This is a genomic window from Raskinella chloraquaticus (SeqCode) (assembly GCF_021731865.1).
Classification (GTDB): domain Bacteria; phylum Pseudomonadota; class Alphaproteobacteria; order Rhizobiales; family UBA4765; genus Raskinella; species Raskinella chloraquaticus.
This window is the reverse complement of sequence record NZ_JAKFWN010000006.1, coordinates 30,316-46,291: the sequence shown is the minus strand read 5'-3', so window position 1 is coordinate 46,291 and position 15,976 is coordinate 30,316. Positions and strand designations below refer to the sequence as shown.

Sequence of the window (15,976 nt, the reverse complement as noted above, 5' to 3'; positions counted from 1 at the left end):
CTTTGCGGCCTACCAGCATGACGCGCTTGGCCGTGCTTTCGTTCCTTTTTCTAGGTGTCGTCGGCCTCCCGTCCGCCAATGCACAGATCACCAAACTGCCGGGCAGCAGCGCGGGAAAGCCGAACGGGCAATTGCTGCTGCAGGCCGACCAGCTGGTCTACGACAACGATCGCCAGATCGTGACTGCTGAAGGTTCCGTCCAGATTTTTTATAACGGCACCACAGTTCTTGCCAAGAAAGTGATCTATAACCGCCAGACGCGGCGCCTGATTGCCGAAGGCGGGGTGCGGATCACGGAAGCGAATGGCAGCGTCACGAATGCGGAGTCGGCCGACCTGACTGATGATCTGCGCGACGGCTTTGTCCGCTCGATCAGCCAGCAGCGCACTGCAGATCGCACCCGCCTGACGGCCGAATCAGGTGAGCGAACCGCAAACGACGTCACCATTTTCACCCGCGGCACATATACTGCTTGCGAGGCGTGCAAAGAAAACCCCGAGCGGCCGCCCTTGTGGCAGGTGCGTGCCACCAGGGTTATCCACAAGGAGCAGGAACAGACGATCTACTACGAGGATGCGTTCATCGAGTTTTTTGGCGTGCCGATCGCCTACGTTCCCTATCTGTGGAGCCCGGATGGCACCGTCAAGCGCGCCTCTGGCTTCCTCCTGCCCCATTATGCGCAAAACAGCCGTATCGGCCCGGGCGGCGGCGTCTCGTACTATCTGGCATTGTCACCCTTTGCCGACATCACCGTATCGCCGACCTATTACAGCGATCAAGGCGTCCACCTGAACGGTGTCTGGCGCCAGGCCCTGCCAAATGGCCAGTTTACGGTCAAACTCGGAGGGATAATCCAGCAGAACCCCAATAATGTCGGCACTGGCTTTACCGGCAACGATCCCGGTGCGCGACGCGAACGCGGGGGCGTCGAATCGACAGGCGAGCTGCTTCTGTCAGATAAATGGAAACTCGGCTGGGATGTCGCTGGCGCCTCCGACACACGCTATTTCCGCGATTTCGGCCTTGAATCGACGGCCAAGACGGAACGAATTTCAACCGTGTTCGTGCAGGGCAAGGGTGATCGCTCCTTCTTCGATTTACGCACCTACCAGATCAGGACCTACATCGAGAACGCGCCATTTAACGATTCGCAGTCCTATCAGCCGACAGTCGGACCGCTCATCGATTACAATACGGCCTTCGCCGATCCGATCCTCGGGGGTGAATTTCGTTTCAACGCCAATACAACCACGGTTTTCCGCGACAACGCTCTTGCGTTTCGCTTTATCGACCCGCTGACGAACCAGACGCAGCGCTTTCTCAGTCAGGGATTTGCCGGCGATTATTCACGCGTCTCCGTAGACGCGCAGTGGCGCAAGAGTTTCACCGATCCGCTCGGGCAGCGCTGGACGCCGTTCTTCCGGCTGCGCGGCGATGTCTACAGCGCAAATGCGCGAAATATACAAATTGCAACCGTGGATGTTGGCGGCACGACCAACGGCGCCACGAGCTTTCTGTCGGCGACAACCATCGAGCCGGGCTTGTTTGACCGCAATGGCGAAGTCGGTTTTCGTGGCCTGCCGACCATCGGCCTTGAATATCGCTACCCCTTCATCGCCGCAGCCGAAGATGCATCGCATCTGATCGAACCCATCGCCCAGATCATCGTCCGGCCAAACGAGCAATCGATCGGGCGCCTGCCCAATGAAGATGCGCAGAGCCTGGTGTTTGACGATACAAACCTGTTTTCTCTCAACAAGTTTTCCGGCTACGACCGGCTGGAAGGTGGCACGCGCTCAAATGTTGGCGTGCAATACACCTATCGCTCCTATTCCGGCTTCCTGGCCAGTTTCCTGTTTGGACAGTCCTATCAGTTGAGCGGGCTGAACTCATTTTCGCGTGGCGCTGTTGATCTGGCCGGCGCCGGTCTCGAATCGGGATTGCAGACCGCACGCTCTGATTATGTTGCCGCAGTCCGTATCCAGCCCTCGATATATGGTGATATCAGCGCGCGTTTCCGGTTTGACCAGCAGACATTCGGGCTGCGACGCCTTGAACTGGTTGGGACATTGTACGGCGGGCCGCTTTTCCTGACGACCGGCTACACCTATATCGCCGCCCAGCCGAATGTCGGCTTTTTCAATGATCGCGAAGCCGTCACGGCAGCCATCAGTTACAAACTGGACGATAACTGGTCGATTTCGGCAAACGGCAATTATTCCTTGCGCAATTCCACCAATGCGTCGGGGTGGATCAGCAATGGGCTTGGTTTGCGATACGCTGATGAGTGTTTTGTGTTCAGCGTCGATTATTTGCAGATTTACGCGGGCTTTGGCGATATTCAGCCACAAAGACGTGTAACGGCTCGGATTACCCTGCGCACTTTGGGCGAAGTTTCGATCCATGGCGGTCTGGGCAGTACGCCTTAAAGGCATAATGACGGATAGCAGCAAAATGAGCGATAGAACGAGGCTAGGAGACAAGGTGACGATTGTCATGGCGCGCCAACCGGCTTCGGTCAAACCGCGCAGCAATGGTGATATGTCATCGCCGCTCGAATCGCTGGTGTTAGCCGGCGTGGTCTTTGTCTGCCTTCTCCTTTGTGCCACTCCCTCTGTTGCCCAGGGCATTGTTGTCGTCGTCAACGGTCAGCTGATCACGCAAAACGACGTGACCAACCGGCTGCGGCTGTTGGCGCTGACCAATGGTGGCAAGGCCGCACCGCGCGAAACCGCCCTTGATGAGTTGATCGATGAGCGCCTCAAACTACAGGAAGCGCGCAAGCTGAGGATCACCATCGACGAGAGCCAGGTTGATCGTGCGTTTGCCTCCATTGCCGAGCGCACCAAATTGTCAGTGGATCAACTGCGTCAGGCTCTGAAGTCGAGGGGCGTCAATCCTTCAACGCTGCGCGACCGTCTGCGCGGTGATATCGCCTGGCAGCTGGTTGTCCAGCAACGCGGTCAGCGCGCCATCAACATTCGCGATCAGGATATCGTCGACGCGTTGAAAAAACGCGGCCAGGACCCCGAGAATATCCGTAGCGTCGAATATACGATGGCGCAGATCGTTGTATTTTCAAAGGGCGAGTCACCGGCCCGCCGCAAGGAAGCCGATGCGATCCGCGCCTCGGTCAAGTCATGCGACAATCTGGCAGAACAACTGCGTCGCGCCCGTGAAGCAGCCGTTCGCAGCACTATTCGCCGCAGCAGTGCTGACCTTCCTCCGCCGATCCGGCTGGTGCTGGAGAAGACGCCGATCAACGGCTCCACCGAAGTACAGACGAGCCCGCTGGGCTATGAATTCTACATGCTGTGCGACAAGCAGGAGATCCCGGGCCGTGACGCGGCCCAGGCCCAGATCCGCAGCGAACTGGTCGAGCTTGAACTTGAGCAGGCATCACGCCGCCTCCTGCGCGATGCCCGTCAGGCCGCCGTCATCGACAATCGCGAGAAATGAGCGTTCTCGCCCTGACGATGGGCGAACCGGGCGGCATTGGTCCTGAGTTGGCGTTGCGCGCCTGGCAGGCCTTGCGCCATCGGCCGGATTGCGCTTTCGCGCTCATCGCCTCAAGCGACATTGTCGCCGCCCGCAATCGCGATTTTTGCCTCGATGTTCCCCTTGTTCATAGCGACTTTGTCAACGCCGCCCGCCATTTCGCAGCGGCATTGCCGATTATCGCGCTGGACGAACATGTCACCGATCATCCCGGGCAGGCGCTGGCTGAAAATGCACCGGCGGTTATCGCATCCATACGGCAGGCCGTGGCGGCTGTAACCGGCGCGATGGCACGTGCCGTCATCACCAATCCCATTCAGAAATCATCGCTTTATGCCGCCGGATTTTCCTACCCCGGCCATACCGAATTCCTGGGCGCGCTGGCCGCTGAGGCAGGTGCGCGCGATGTCTATCCGGTGATGATGCTCGCGTGCCGCGAGTTGCGCGTCGTGCCCGTCACCGTTCATATTGCCCTCAACGCAGTGTCGACAGCGCTCAAGGCCGACACAATCGTGCGCGTCGGGCGCATCGTTGCGGCGAGCCTGTCAGAGCTTTTTTCGATCAATGCGCCACGGCTCGCAATCGCCGGGCTCAATCCCCATGCGGGTGAGGATGGCAGCATGGGCAGCGAGGATCAGACCATCATCGCTCCCGCCATCGCCAGGCTTCGTGAACTGGGTATCGATGCGCGCGGCCCGCTGCCAGCAGACACCATGTTCCATGCCACCGCCCGCCGCACATATGATGCCGCGCTCTGCATGTATCACGACCAGGCTCTGATACCGGTGAAGACGCTCGCCTTCGACGAAGCCGTGAACGTCACGCTCGGCCTGCCCTTCGTGCGCACCTCGCCTGACCACGGTACCGCCCTCGACATCGCGACGGCAGGTACGGCGCGGCCCGACAGCCTGATCGCTGCCATCGAACTGGCCGCCTCCCTCACAGGCAAGCGAGCGTAATGTCGGCGATCGATGATCTGCCGCCGCTGCGCGATATCGTTGCGCGCTTCGATCTGTCGGCCCGAAAAGCCCTTGGCCAGAACTTCCTGTTTGATCTCAATCTGACGTCACGCATCGCCCGCGCCGCCGGCCCGCTTGATGGCATCACCATTGTCGAAATTGGCCCCGGTCCGGGCGGGCTGACGCGGGCGTTGCTGGCTGCAGGTGCTGAACGCGTGATCGCCGTTGAACGTGACCAGCGCTGCCTGCCGGCCCTTGAGATGATCGCCAGCCGCTATCCCGGGCGCCTCGACGTCATTCACGGCGATGCCTTGCAGATCGATCTGGCGCCCCGCCTCGCAGGTTCGCCGGCGCGGATTATCGCTAACCTGCCCTATAATATCGCCTCCGCCCTGCTTGTATCCTGGCTGACGGTCGAACCCTGGCCGCCGTGGTTTTCAAGCCTGACGCTCATGTTCCAGCGCGAGGTCGCGGACCGCTTGTATGCTGCGCCTGGAACATCCGACTATGGGCGCCTGTCGATCCTCACCCAATGGCGCTGCACTGGCGGCCGCCTCTTCGACGTCGCCCCGACGGCCTTCGTGCCGCCGCCCAAGGTCACTTCGAGCGTCGTGCATCTGGTGCCGCGCCCGAACCCTGAGGATTGCGACCGCCGATCGCTCGAGCGCCTCACACAGGCAACATTCAGCCAGCGCCGGAAAATGTTGCGCTCATCGTTACGGCAATTGATCGAAACACCGGAAAACCTGCTGGCAGAGCTGGAGATTGATCCGACGCGCCGGGCGGAGACCCTGACGGTCGCCGATTTCATCCGCCTCGCGAACCGCCTTCCCCGCCAGCCGGCGACCCTTGCGCTGTGAGGGCGCGCGGGCCATCTGATGGTGAGCCCTCCAGCGAGAGAAATGTCCGATGATGTCAGATCCACCAATCACCCTATCGCCCGTGACGATGCCTCAATCGGCTGAAGATCGCCGCCTTTACGAATGGATCCTGACGCGTCGCTCGCTGGCATTTTTCATCGACGCGATGTTCATCATGCTTTTTACCGTATCCGGCTACGTCCTGGTTCTGTTGCTCGGCCTGGTGACCTTTGGTCTGACCTGGCTTTTTCTCGGTCTGGTATTTCCTGTTGTGGCACTCGGCTATTACGCGCTGACGCTGGGTGTCCGCGGATCGACACCGGGCATGGGCGCCGTCGGTGTGCGGCTGATATCGTCCACCGGCACGCCGATTGGCGCGCTCCCGGCGATGGGGCACGCCATACTGTTCTGGATTTCCGTCGTCATCCTGACGCCGCTCGCGTTACTTGTCTGCTTTTTCAACGGGCGCGGCCGCTTGCTGCATGACATGGCGCTCGATTGTACGCTGGTGAACGATCTTTCGCGCGCGCGCCCCTGATCGCGGTTTTTCTTTAGCTCATCACTTTCGTGTCGCACGACATTACAGGCGGCGGCCTGCCCCTTTCTTTCGCCACGGCGTTGCGGTTATGCTGGAGCCTCCGCTTCGATGATTTGCAGATCCGTGACCCAGCACAGCCGCGATACGCCCCAATTCTATCTGACGGCCCCTTCCCCCTGCCCTTATTTGCCCGGGCGGCAGGAACGGAAAGTCTTTACCCATCTGGTTGGTGATCGCGCGCCCCAGCTCAACGACGTGTTGACGCAAGGCGGCTTCCGCCGCTCGCAAAACATCGCCTATCGCCCTGCTTGCGAAAATTGTCGCGCCTGCGTGTCAACGCGGGTTGTGGCACGCAATTTCGTACTGATGCGCCCCTTCAGGCGCATTTTGCGCGCAAACACCGATGTCATCGTCAACGAAATACCCGCTCACCCCACCAGCGAGCAGTATGCGTTGTTTCGATCCTACCTCGATCATCGCCATTCGGAAGGTGGCATGGCCGATATGAGCGTTCTCGATTACGGATTGATGATCGAGGATACACATGTTGAAACCCTGCTGATCGAATATCGCCTGCCCGCAACGCAGGCCGGCCAGCCGGGCGAACTGATCGGCTGCGCGCTGACCGACGTCCTTAGCGACGGTCTGTCGATGGTTTATTCGTTCTATGATGCCGAAAATTGCGCTCACCGCTCGCTCGGCACCTTCATGGTGCTTGATCATATCGCCCGCACACGTCGCTTGGCCCTGCCCTATCTTTATCTCGGCTATTGGGTCGAAGGCTCCCGCAAGATGGCCTACAAGGCGCGGTTCGCGCCCCAGGAGCATCTGGGTTCATCGGGGTGGACAACCCATCGCAAAACGACCGGCAATCGCTCCTGACCCGCTTCAGCGCGTTGCGAGAATGCCGCCCGTCACCGGGCGCGCGACACCGGTGGTTGAGGGAAAGGTCAGCGCCATCCCTCGTTTCGAGCGCACCGCGAGATAGGCAAACGCCTGCGCCTCAAGCGCGTGCGTCGACCAGCCCATCGCATCGGCTGTCACCGGCAACAGGCCGAAGGCGTCCGCCAGCATCCTCACCAGGGTCGGATTGAACGCGCCCCCGCCGGCAATGATCAGTGATTTTGGCTTTTCCGGCAGAAAACGCAGGATCAACGCCGCCGCCTGTGCCGTAAAGGCGCTCAGCGTCGCCGCCCCGTCGGCGGTTGTGAGCGAGGCCACCGGATCACGACTGAAATCATGACGATCAAGTGATTTTGGCGGCTTCTGATCAAAGAACGGATGCGCGAGAAGGGCCTTGAGCACTGCCGCGTCAACCCGTCCCGAAGCCGCCATCAGGCCGTCGCGGTCAATCGCCGTCCCGCTACGCTCCAGCATAAAATCATCGATCAGGGCATTTCCGGGCCCGATATCACACGCAACAGGCGGCGCCTCGTCTGCGACGAGATAAGTGATGTTCGCCACGCCGCCAATGTTCATGACAATGACGGGATAGGTGACCTTGCTTGAGCGGCATAATGCCTGATGAAAGACTGGCACCAGCGGCGCACCCTGCCCGCCGCGCTCCATGTCGTTTGCGCGAAAATCATAGACGACATCAATGCCGATCTGTCGCGATAACACCGCGCCATCGCCGATCTGGATCGTTAGCCCGTCCTGCGGGCGATGCAGAACGGTCTGCCCATGAAAGCCGACAAGCTCGATATCGCCGGGCGCCAGCCCTTCCTTGGTCATAAAACTGATGACGGCCTGGGCATGGACGTCCGTCACCATCGCTTCCGCCTGTGCCAGACGATCGGGCCGCACATGGCGGTTGCGCAGCGGCTGCGCGGCAACAATTGCCTCACGCAGAAGATCACGTTGATCTGGCGAATAGGCGTGAAACGAATGCCCGCCTGCTTCGACGATCCCTCCACCATCGGTCCTGATCACCGCCACGTCGACACCATCCATCGAGGTGCCCGACATCAGGCCAAGCGCTGTAAGCATTTTGTTAGTCATAGCTCAGGAATTTCTTTCAATTCGTTGTTATCAGCAAGCATTAATCATCGCCGGTAAGTGATCATCAACGTTCTACGGCAACAATACGAGTGCAAAAAGACTGCAACAGGGGATAGGGGAAAAACATGACGAACACAACGACCTGCAAGACACAAGACATCAGTATTTATTCGTAATTTTTCATTTGTTGTAATCGCCTTGTCAACAATAGCCGTTGCAACGATTTCTGTTGCCGGTTTGGCTCCGGTGGAAGCCGCAACGATGGAGAAGACCAATGTCATCAGCTAAAAACGCCTCTCTCTCAGCATCAGCCCGTCGTCTTATGCAGGGCTTGTGCGGTTTGGCCGCCATCGCTGTCACGACGGTCACCGTCGCTGAGTTGGCTCCCGTCGAGGCATCCATGATGCGGCCTGCATTTTTTGCCGGCAAATGGGCTGCCGACAGCCAGATGTGTAACAGCGCCAGCGCCTACGTCGAGCTGATGCCGAACCGTTTCAAATATGCCAGCGCCGTCAACAAGATGACCGGCAAGATTACGTACCATCAGTCGAAGGCCAATGTGGTCGAAGTGGGCATCAACGACCCCGCTCTGGTCGCAAAAATCACTCTGGTGCGTGAAGCCGACGATTCTCTGGCGCTCGAGGCATCGCACATCGCCATGCGCGATCTGAGCGATGCCGAATGGAAACGCCTGACGCGCATGTCGAACGGCATGATCACCCGTGCATCGGTCGAAAGCAAAATGGCGCATTTCAAGGCCGAGATGGCGAGCTATCCCACCCGCATCGTCCGCTGCTCAGCCAAGGCGTAACGATCCCTCCGACCATCTGCCCAGCTTCAATGCGCGGCGTGTCCTCACACGCCGCGTTTTGCTGCGCTGTTTAACGCGCGCATGCAGGCTTCGACCATCTGCGATCCCGAACGGAACGCCGACAAAATCAATATCCAAACTGCGCGGTTATGCGTTATATCGAAGCCCCCATCGAGCGAAGTATCAAATATGTCAGGCTTTACCTCAGATTTCATGCGCATCCTGGATGAGCGCGGCTTCATCCACCAGTGTTCCGACCCGCAGGGTCTCGACGCGCTGGCCAAACGCGGCGAGGTTGTCGGCTATATCGGCTTTGATTGCACCGCGCCGTCGCTTCATGTCGGCTCACTCGTCCAGATCATGATGCTGCACTGGTTGCAGTTGAGCGGTAATCGCGCCATTGCCCTGATGGGCGGCGGCACAACCCGCGTCGGCGATCCTTCCGGGCGTGATGAAAGCCGCAAATTACTCGGTATCGAAGATATCGACGCCAACAAGAAAAGCATTGCGGCGGTTTTTTCGCGCTTTCTGGATTTCACAGCCCCTGCCCGCCCGGCGCTGATGCCTGACAACGCCGAATGGCTCACCAAGATGAACTACATCGACATGCTGCGTGATGTCGGGCGCCATTTCTCCATCAATCGCATGCTGTCGATGGATTCGGTGAAGCTGCGGCTCGATCGCGAACAGGAACTGTCCTTCATCGAATTCAACTACATGATCCTGCAAAGCTATGATTTCGTCGAGCTTGCGCGCCGCTATGGCACCAATCTTCAGCTTGGCGGCTCGGATCAGTGGGGCAATATCGTCAACGGCATCGATCTTGGCCGGCGCATGGGGACCCACCAGCTCTATGCGCTGACAACGCCCCTCATCACTACAGCCTCGGGCGCCAAGATGGGCAAAACCGCTGCTGGCGCCGTATGGCTCAATGCCGACATGCTGAGCCCCTATGACTACTGGCAGTTTTGGCGCAATTGCGACGACGGCGATGTGGGTCGCTTTCTGCGACTGTTCACGACGCTCCCGCTTGACGAGGTGGCGCGACTGGTGACGCTCCAGGGCGCCGAGCTTAACGAGGCCAAGAAGCGCCTCGCGACCGAGGCGACCGCCCTGCTGCATGGCCGTGATGCAGCCCAACAGGCCGAGACAACCGCAAGATCGACCTTCGAAATGGGTCATGCGGCCGCAGGTTTGCCAACTCATCACATCGAGCGCAGCGAATTGGCGAGCGGCATCGGTGTACTTGCCCTTTTTGTCAGGGCCGGGCTGGCGGCATCAAACGGCGAAGCCCGCAGAGCCATCACCAATGGTGCGGTCATGGTGAATGATCAGCGCGTGAGTGATGACAAGGCCATGATCAACGTGTCTGACCTCCTTGTTGAGGGCGTCATCAAACTGTCCATGGGGAAAAAACGCCACGTGCTGGTGAGGCCAAGCTGACACTGTTCCGCAGCCTGCTCTAATTGGACTTTGACGATCCGCCTTGCTGCTCTCGCGCACCGCTTGGCGGCGTGCTGTCCTCGTCACGCGCAAAGGCAAAAAAACCACGCAGAATGCCCGGAGCAATCACCGATGCGGGATTAATGCGCAGCGTCGGCCCGGCAACAGGTCCCGATACCGAGAAGGTGACGCCGATCAACCCTTCATTCTGGCCACCCAGGAATGCCCCGATCACCGGGATCTGTGCCAGGAGATTGTTAAGCGCAAACAGGGGAATGAACGTGCCCCGCATATCGACCGCCTTGCGCCGCCAATCGATGCGCCCTTCAAACGTCGTACCGAACGTGGAGTTGCGCAGGACACCGTCGCTGAATTGCGTCAGGCCGGGCGCCCGGGTGTAGACGACCCGCATCCGGTCAAGCGTCGCACTTTCCTGCGCGCCAAGCCGGCGCCGGGTGGCAGCACTTTCATCATCGGGCACCGGCGTTGCACCAAACAGCCGCCGCAAAGCTTCTTCATTGACCACCTGGAAATTTTCCAGAAGGACAACACCCCGCTCGCTCCGCCCTTGCGGGTCGATCAGCGTCTGCGTGAGCGTCAGCTTGCCGCCACGGATATTGCGATACACATCCATGAATTGCAGCGCCGAACCGCCATCGGTCGACGTGATCAGCAGATAAGGTCTGCCGCTATCCTTGAGAATCTGACCGGTGATGCGGGCCGATCCTGGAAATCGCCCATTGAGTGAAAAATCTGAAATCTGGCGCCCGTCGCGCACATAATCGAATTTGAGGTCACGAACCGTGGCGCCGTTGCTGCCATTGGCCTGTTCGAGCTGGACCGACAAACGGAATTGTTTGGCACTCTTCTCATTTGGATCTTCTTCGCTCATCCAGCGTTGGATGAAGGGCCGCGCATCAAGCGAGCGACCAGTGATCCGAAGATCGGTGCTGTCATCACGAATTTCATAGCGCGCCGAAAACTGATCATCAGGACGAAGTTTGACCTCGCTCAGCTCATAGAGAACGGGCTTGCCGCCGGCGTCGAGCCTGGCCCGTCCCTTGACCGAAAACCCCTTACCCTGAAAAATAATGTCTTCCAGCGACGCCACCTGCGACGTCCCACGCAAACTCAATGACAAAGTGGCTGGAACCCCTTTGGTTTTTTCAAAGGAGGCTTCCGCGAGCGCCAGCCGGGTCTGCGTCAGATCAGCCTCGATCCGCCGCGTCTGCTCACTGCCAAGCGCTTCCCTGATGAAGCGAAACCCCATCGGCCCCGTGACAAGACTGCCAAAGTCAAAACCAAGCTTGGCGCGCGCCGGATCATCAAGCTCGGCGTCGGCACGAAGAACAAGCTTTGCTTTCGGATTGTCCTGACTGGCGGTGATCTTGAATGGCACGCCGCCTAACTGGCACGTTCCGTCAACCGTCAGTGCGCGCCCATCGCTGCGCGCCTTGAACGATCCACGATCAACGTCGCGGCCATCGACGAGCGCCTTGCCGGATATGTTGCGGAACTCGGCGTCGATGGTGAACAAGCCTGGCAGGTTTTCCGTGCCCGGCTTGCCAGCATAAAGCGGACCACGGGACTGGATTTGCGCCAGCCCGTCACCGGCGATCTGTCGCACATCAAGCCCCGCGCTCTTGCCAAGCGCCAGACCACGCTTTTCCCCGAGTTCCAGCAGCGAGGAGGCTGCCCCGATCATCGTTGCGTCGAGCTGTCCGATGCTGGTGATCTGATCCATGCCCTCGGCCACAAAAAGGACATTTGGCAAAAGCAACACGCCTGAGGCCGTCTCAAGACGCCCATCCCGGCCCTCGGCACGCACCGAGGTGCCGGTTGACTTGACGACCGCATTGGCACCGGTCACCGGCGGCAATCCAGCTTCAAGCAGGACCGCTGCTCCTTTCGCGTGCCATTCTCCATTGACGTAGTCGCGCTTCAACGGGCGCCCGTCGAGGACACCGGGCGGAATATCAAGGCTCAGATGCGATTTCGTCAGATCGCCCGCGCTGACATTCGCCATGAACCAGTCATGAGCATCCGTTGCAATAAAGCGCGGCCAAACGCGGCGCACGCTGCCAGCGCCGATATTGCGGGCCCCAATCTCCAGTTTGAGACCGGGAATCTTGTCGGAAAAATCAATCGACCCCGTAACGTCAGCGACCGGCAGATCACCGAACACATGTCCCTCGACGATATCCAGACGTTTGCCGGCAACATCAAAGCTTCCGCGCATCGTCGCGGTTGTGACTTCAGGGATGCTGCCGCCCTGACGATCAACGGTGATGGCGCCAAGCTTGAGGTCGAGTGTCAGGCGATCCGTCGTCTGGACGCCCGCTGGCAAGGCAATGGTTCCCGAAATCATTCCGCCAAGCCCACCAATGGCGATGAGCGAAGGGCGAATGGTGACGCCGTCCCGTCCTTCCTCAACCGCGACTGCTATCTCGCCACGGTGGATATCGGCCTGCCAGCCCGGACCTTCAAGAGCACCATCGCCGCTCACCCTGACGATGCCTTCAACGCGCGTCATTCGGCCTTCGGTGGCGAGCAGGCCGTTCATCGTCACATCGAGAATGACGCCGCCGATTTTGCCACCCTCCTCGCCCACCATATCGCGGACCGAGATCGTCTCGGCGCTGAGCTGGAAAGGGCGCCCCTGGTCATGGGCAAGACCGATGGCGATCGCGGCTTTCCACGGCCCACGCGCTCCGGTTGACGACAATGTCGTGGTGAACGCACCAAACTGGGTGCGATGAAAACCCGCGCTGAAACGCTCGAAGACCCGTGTCGTTGAGGTGCGCTCGTCTGTCAGCGTCACCGTCATGTCGTTAAGGTCCAGCTCAGCCAGAGACCCGCCACCCGGGACCAGTGTTTTCGTTCCGAAAATGCGCCCCAGCAACTCAGGGTCGAGCAGAGCCAGGACCGGCGTGGGCGTGACCTTATCTGATTTTTCCTGCGCACCGCCCAAGGCAACCGACCCGTCGGTGGATACCGTCAGGCTGACGCTTGTCTGATGGGCAACCAGCGACACCGGCTCGATCTTGCCCAAAAAGAGCGCGGGAACGTCGATGGCGATAAATGCTTTCGGCGCGGACCCGACTGTCAGTCCGTCGGCCCTGATCACTTTGAGGTCACGCACAGCCAGACGCAGATGGCCGTCATCCCACGCCAGGTTGACCGCGCCGATTTCCGCGCGATGCCCCGGCCCCGCCGCATCGGCAATCACGGTCCTGATGGCCTTCGACATGAACGACAGATCAACGCCGCCGAAAAATATATGGAAGGAGACCGCAGCGATGAGCAACGTGGTCAAAAGCCCAAAGGCAGAGGCCCCCACCACACAGAACGTCACGACGCGCCGAGCGCTATTGCCCGATATCCTGACCTCGCCATCAACCGCACGCGCATCCCGCGGCGGCGGGACTTCGGACGGTGGAGGGGGAAGACTCTGCATCAAAAAAAAAGCTCAGCCGTGCGAATGTGGAGAGAAGGCCGTTTAGAGCTTGATACCAAGCCAAGGCCAAGGCAACGATTTAATCTACTACGTGTCACGCGACAGCGACGAAAGGAAGGCAAAATGACTACCGAACAAAACGACGCATCGGGGCCGGCTGAAGGGAGCGCCATTCCGGATTTTTCGCTGGCCACCGCCGAGGGCGCCGTGGTGAATATGTCCACACTGCGCGGCAAGCCATTTGTTCTCTATTTTTATCCTAAAGCTGACACAACGGGCTGCACCAAGGAGGCTCAGGATTTTTCAGGGCTGACGGCAGAATTTGCCAGGCTGTCCATACCGGTTATCGCCGTATCAGGCGATAAAATCGCCAGCCTGAAAAAGTTTCGTGAAAAATACGCTCTGACGGTAACGCTGGCGAGCGCGGAGGGCACCACCATCCTCGCTGATTTCGGCGTATGGGTCGAGAAGAGCATGTATGGACGAAAATACATGGGGATCGAACGCGCGACCTATCTGGCAGACAGTGACGGCCGGATCGTGCGCGCCTGGCGCAAGGTGAAAGTGCCGGGGCACGCGGCCGACGTCTTGTCTGTTGCCAAAGCCCTGTGATTCCCGATCGCCCGACAACGATTGCCACATTAGCGCCACGCCAGCTCACCAATGTGATGTTTCGTTTGCGAGAAATGACCCGTCGATGATGCGCTACCTGTTTCTGGCCATATGCCTCGTCTGTGGCGGCCCGCTGGCTGCCCAGGACGTTGGCACCGCCTTTTTCGACATGCGTTATGCCGGTATCCGCATCGCCACATCGAAAGTCACGGGCAGTATTGATGGCAATTCGTTCCGCATGTCGCTCGACAGTGACTACAGCCTCGTCATCTATTCCGGCACCGTCACCGGGCGCGTCAGCGGCAAGCGTCAGGGCGAACGACTGGTCCCGCAATCCTATTCAATGGTGTCGGGCAGCGATCCGGAATACAGCACGAAAATCGAGTATGACGGAACATCCGCGCGCAAGATCGTCATCGAACCGCCCCTCGAACCGAACTGGGGCGATGGTCGCGTGCCATTGAAGCCGGAGCACAGCCAGAATGTTTTCGACCCGATGAGTGCCTTCGTGATGGCAAGTCTCAAAGCCGGTCAGGATATCAACAACGCCTGCGCCACCAGCGTGCCCGTCTTCACCGGCCTCAGTCGCTTTGATATCGTTTTGTCACCAAGACAGGCTTCGGCGAAGGCGGCGCGCGTGCTTGCCAAATCGAAGACGAGCCCTCCCGTCATCAGCTGCGCCGCCCGTTTCGTGCCGATCGCCGGCCATAAGCCGAACAACCAGACGATCAAGGCTTTGACAGAATCAGCTTCACCCATCCTGATTGATTTCGATGTCGAGCTGACCGGACCGGTGCGCATGCCCCGCCGCATCGAAATTCCCACGCGCTTTGGCACGGTGGTTATTGAAAGAAGCGAGAAGCCACCAGCATAAAGCATTCAATCTCAAAGCGTAATGGATATCTCTTGATCCACCAGTTTAACCAGGTAACACCGCTGCTTCGGCGCTGGGCAGCCCTCGCCGGCGCCGTTCTTTGTGTGGGTGGCGCGGCCCCCATCACCGACAAGACCTGCACCAATCCGGAGGCGCTGGGGGTTGCACGAACGCTTGAAATCAACACCGCTGGCGGCGTGCATTTTGGCCGCTTCCAATACCCCGGCACCGTGCCGCTGGCGCCGCGCGAGGTGGTGCTGACGTTTGACGATGGACCGCGCGGCGCGCTCACCCGCAGCGTTTTGGCAAGCCTTGCTGCTGAATGCACCAAGGCGACCTTCTTCATGATCGGCCGCAACGCCGCCGCTGACCCGGCGACCGCCCGCCAGGTAGCCCTTGCCGGGCACACGATCGGCCATCATTCGATGACGCACCCGGCCCCGATGACCATGATCCTTCCGGCACGCGCGATCGCCGATATCGCGGCCGGGGAAAAAGCCGTTCGAAACGCCCTCGGTGATCAGCAGCACCGGTTCGCCCCGGGTTTTTTTCGCTACCCCGGCCTATGGAATCCGCCTGATGTTGACCGCTGGCTGAACGAATTGTCGATTGGCGTCTTTGGCATCGATGCCCACGCCAGGGACTGGGACATCCGCGACCCTGATGAACTGATCAACATCACGATGACCAGGCTTGAGCAGGTGGGCGCTGGAATGTTGCTGCTGCACGATATTCAGCCCGTGACGGTGAAGGCGCTGCCCCGCCTGTTGCGCACCCTCAAAGTGCACGGCTGGCATGTCGTTCATATGGTCGAGGCGAAAGCGAAAACGGCTCTGCGTCCGACCGCAGACTGAGCTTTCATATGACGACACGCAGGGCCGAGCGTGGCCGCCACTTGCCAACATCGCTCGCCATTTTTCCGA

14 protein-coding genes are annotated in these 15,976 nt (G+C 59.6%); 11 read left to right on the top strand and 3 right to left on the bottom strand.

Translation table 11 applies throughout. The features are described from left to right. The first annotated feature begins 17 nt into the window (after positions 1–17). From ACINK1_RS03090 to ACINK1_RS03065, 6 genes are all read left to right on the top strand, one after another. Positions 18–2,429 carry an LPS-assembly protein LptD gene (locus ACINK1_RS03090; RefSeq protein ID WP_376802403.1) on the top strand — a complete coding sequence of 804 codons (2,412 nt, stop codon included), beginning with the start codon at positions 18–20 and terminating at the stop codon, positions 2,427–2,429. Between the two features lie 25 nt (positions 2,430–2,454). Next, positions 2,455–3,459, top strand: a complete 1,005-nt coding sequence (locus ACINK1_RS03085; protein ID WP_376802402.1) for a SurA N-terminal domain-containing protein — start codon at positions 2,455–2,457, stop codon at positions 3,457–3,459. Further along, the gene (gene pdxA, locus ACINK1_RS03080) at positions 3,456–4,457 is read left to right on the top strand and encodes a 4-hydroxythreonine-4-phosphate dehydrogenase PdxA (protein WP_376802401.1); all 1,002 of its coding nucleotides are present in this window, start codon (positions 3,456–3,458) and stop codon (positions 4,455–4,457) included. The genes ACINK1_RS03085 and pdxA overlap by 4 nt, the downstream gene beginning before the upstream one ends. Then, positions 4,457–5,317, top strand: a complete 861-nt coding sequence (rsmA, locus tag ACINK1_RS03075) for a 16S rRNA (adenine(1518)-N(6)/adenine(1519)-N(6))-dimethyltransferase RsmA (RefSeq protein WP_376802400.1) — start codon at positions 4,457–4,459, stop codon at positions 5,315–5,317. The genes pdxA and rsmA overlap by 1 nt, the downstream gene beginning before the upstream one ends. 88 nt (positions 5,318–5,405) lie before the next feature. Further along, a complete protein-coding gene (locus ACINK1_RS03070; RefSeq protein WP_376802505.1) occupies positions 5,406–5,855 on the top strand; it encodes an RDD family protein in 450 nt (149 codons plus the stop codon). A 123-nt stretch (positions 5,856–5,978) separates the two neighbouring features. Continuing rightward, on the top strand, positions 5,979–6,737 hold the full coding sequence (locus ACINK1_RS03065; RefSeq protein WP_376802399.1) for an arginyltransferase: 759 nt from the start codon (positions 5,979–5,981) through the stop codon (positions 6,735–6,737). Positions 6,738–6,743: 6 nt separating this feature from the next. Here the strand turns inward: ACINK1_RS03065 and ACINK1_RS03060 are convergent, their stop codons facing one another. Beyond that, positions 6,744–7,844, bottom strand: coding sequence for an anhydro-N-acetylmuramic acid kinase (locus ACINK1_RS03060; RefSeq protein ID WP_395759974.1), 1,101 nt, complete (start codon positions 7,842–7,844; stop codon positions 6,744–6,746). 412 nt (positions 7,845–8,256) lie between these two features. On the opposite strand from ACINK1_RS03060, the gene ACINK1_RS03055 reads away from it, so the two are divergent. Continuing rightward, positions 8,257–8,667, top strand: a complete 411-nt coding sequence (locus ACINK1_RS03055) for a hypothetical protein (RefSeq protein WP_376803263.1) — start codon at positions 8,257–8,259, stop codon at positions 8,665–8,667. Between the two features lie 44 nt (positions 8,668–8,711). Here the strand turns inward: ACINK1_RS03055 and ACINK1_RS03050 are convergent, their stop codons facing one another. Next, positions 8,712–8,882, bottom strand: a complete 171-nt coding sequence (locus ACINK1_RS03050; protein WP_376802512.1) for a hypothetical protein — start codon at positions 8,880–8,882, stop codon at positions 8,712–8,714. On the opposite strand from ACINK1_RS03050, the gene tyrS reads away from it, so the two are divergent. Further along, a complete protein-coding gene (gene tyrS / locus ACINK1_RS03045; RefSeq protein ID WP_376802396.1) occupies positions 8,857–10,110 on the top strand; it encodes a tyrosine--tRNA ligase in 1,254 nt (417 codons plus the stop codon). The genes ACINK1_RS03050 and tyrS overlap by 26 nt on opposite strands. A gap of 19 nt (positions 10,111–10,129) precedes the next feature. On the opposite strand, the gene ACINK1_RS03040 is transcribed toward tyrS, so the two are convergent. Further along, positions 10,130–13,360, bottom strand: coding sequence for a hypothetical protein (locus ACINK1_RS03040; RefSeq protein WP_376802395.1), 3,231 nt, complete (start codon positions 13,358–13,360; stop codon positions 10,130–10,132). Between ACINK1_RS03040 and ACINK1_RS03035 the strand changes: the two genes are divergently transcribed. The 3 genes from ACINK1_RS03035 (at position 13,310) to ACINK1_RS03025 (ending at position 15,907) form a co-directional block, all read left to right on the top strand. Then, positions 13,310–14,179, top strand: a complete 870-nt coding sequence (locus ACINK1_RS03035; RefSeq protein ID WP_376802394.1) for a peroxiredoxin — start codon at positions 13,310–13,312, stop codon at positions 14,177–14,179. The genes ACINK1_RS03040 and ACINK1_RS03035 overlap by 51 nt on opposite strands. A gap of 85 nt (positions 14,180–14,264) precedes the next feature. Continuing rightward, positions 14,265–15,053 carry a DUF3108 domain-containing protein gene (locus ACINK1_RS03030; protein ID WP_376802393.1) on the top strand — a complete coding sequence of 263 codons (789 nt, stop codon included), beginning with the start codon at positions 14,265–14,267 and terminating at the stop codon, positions 15,051–15,053. Between the two features lie 32 nt (positions 15,054–15,085). Then, a complete protein-coding gene (locus ACINK1_RS03025; protein WP_376802392.1) occupies positions 15,086–15,907 on the top strand; it encodes a polysaccharide deacetylase family protein in 822 nt (273 codons plus the stop codon). Positions 15,908–15,976 lie beyond the last annotated feature (69 nt).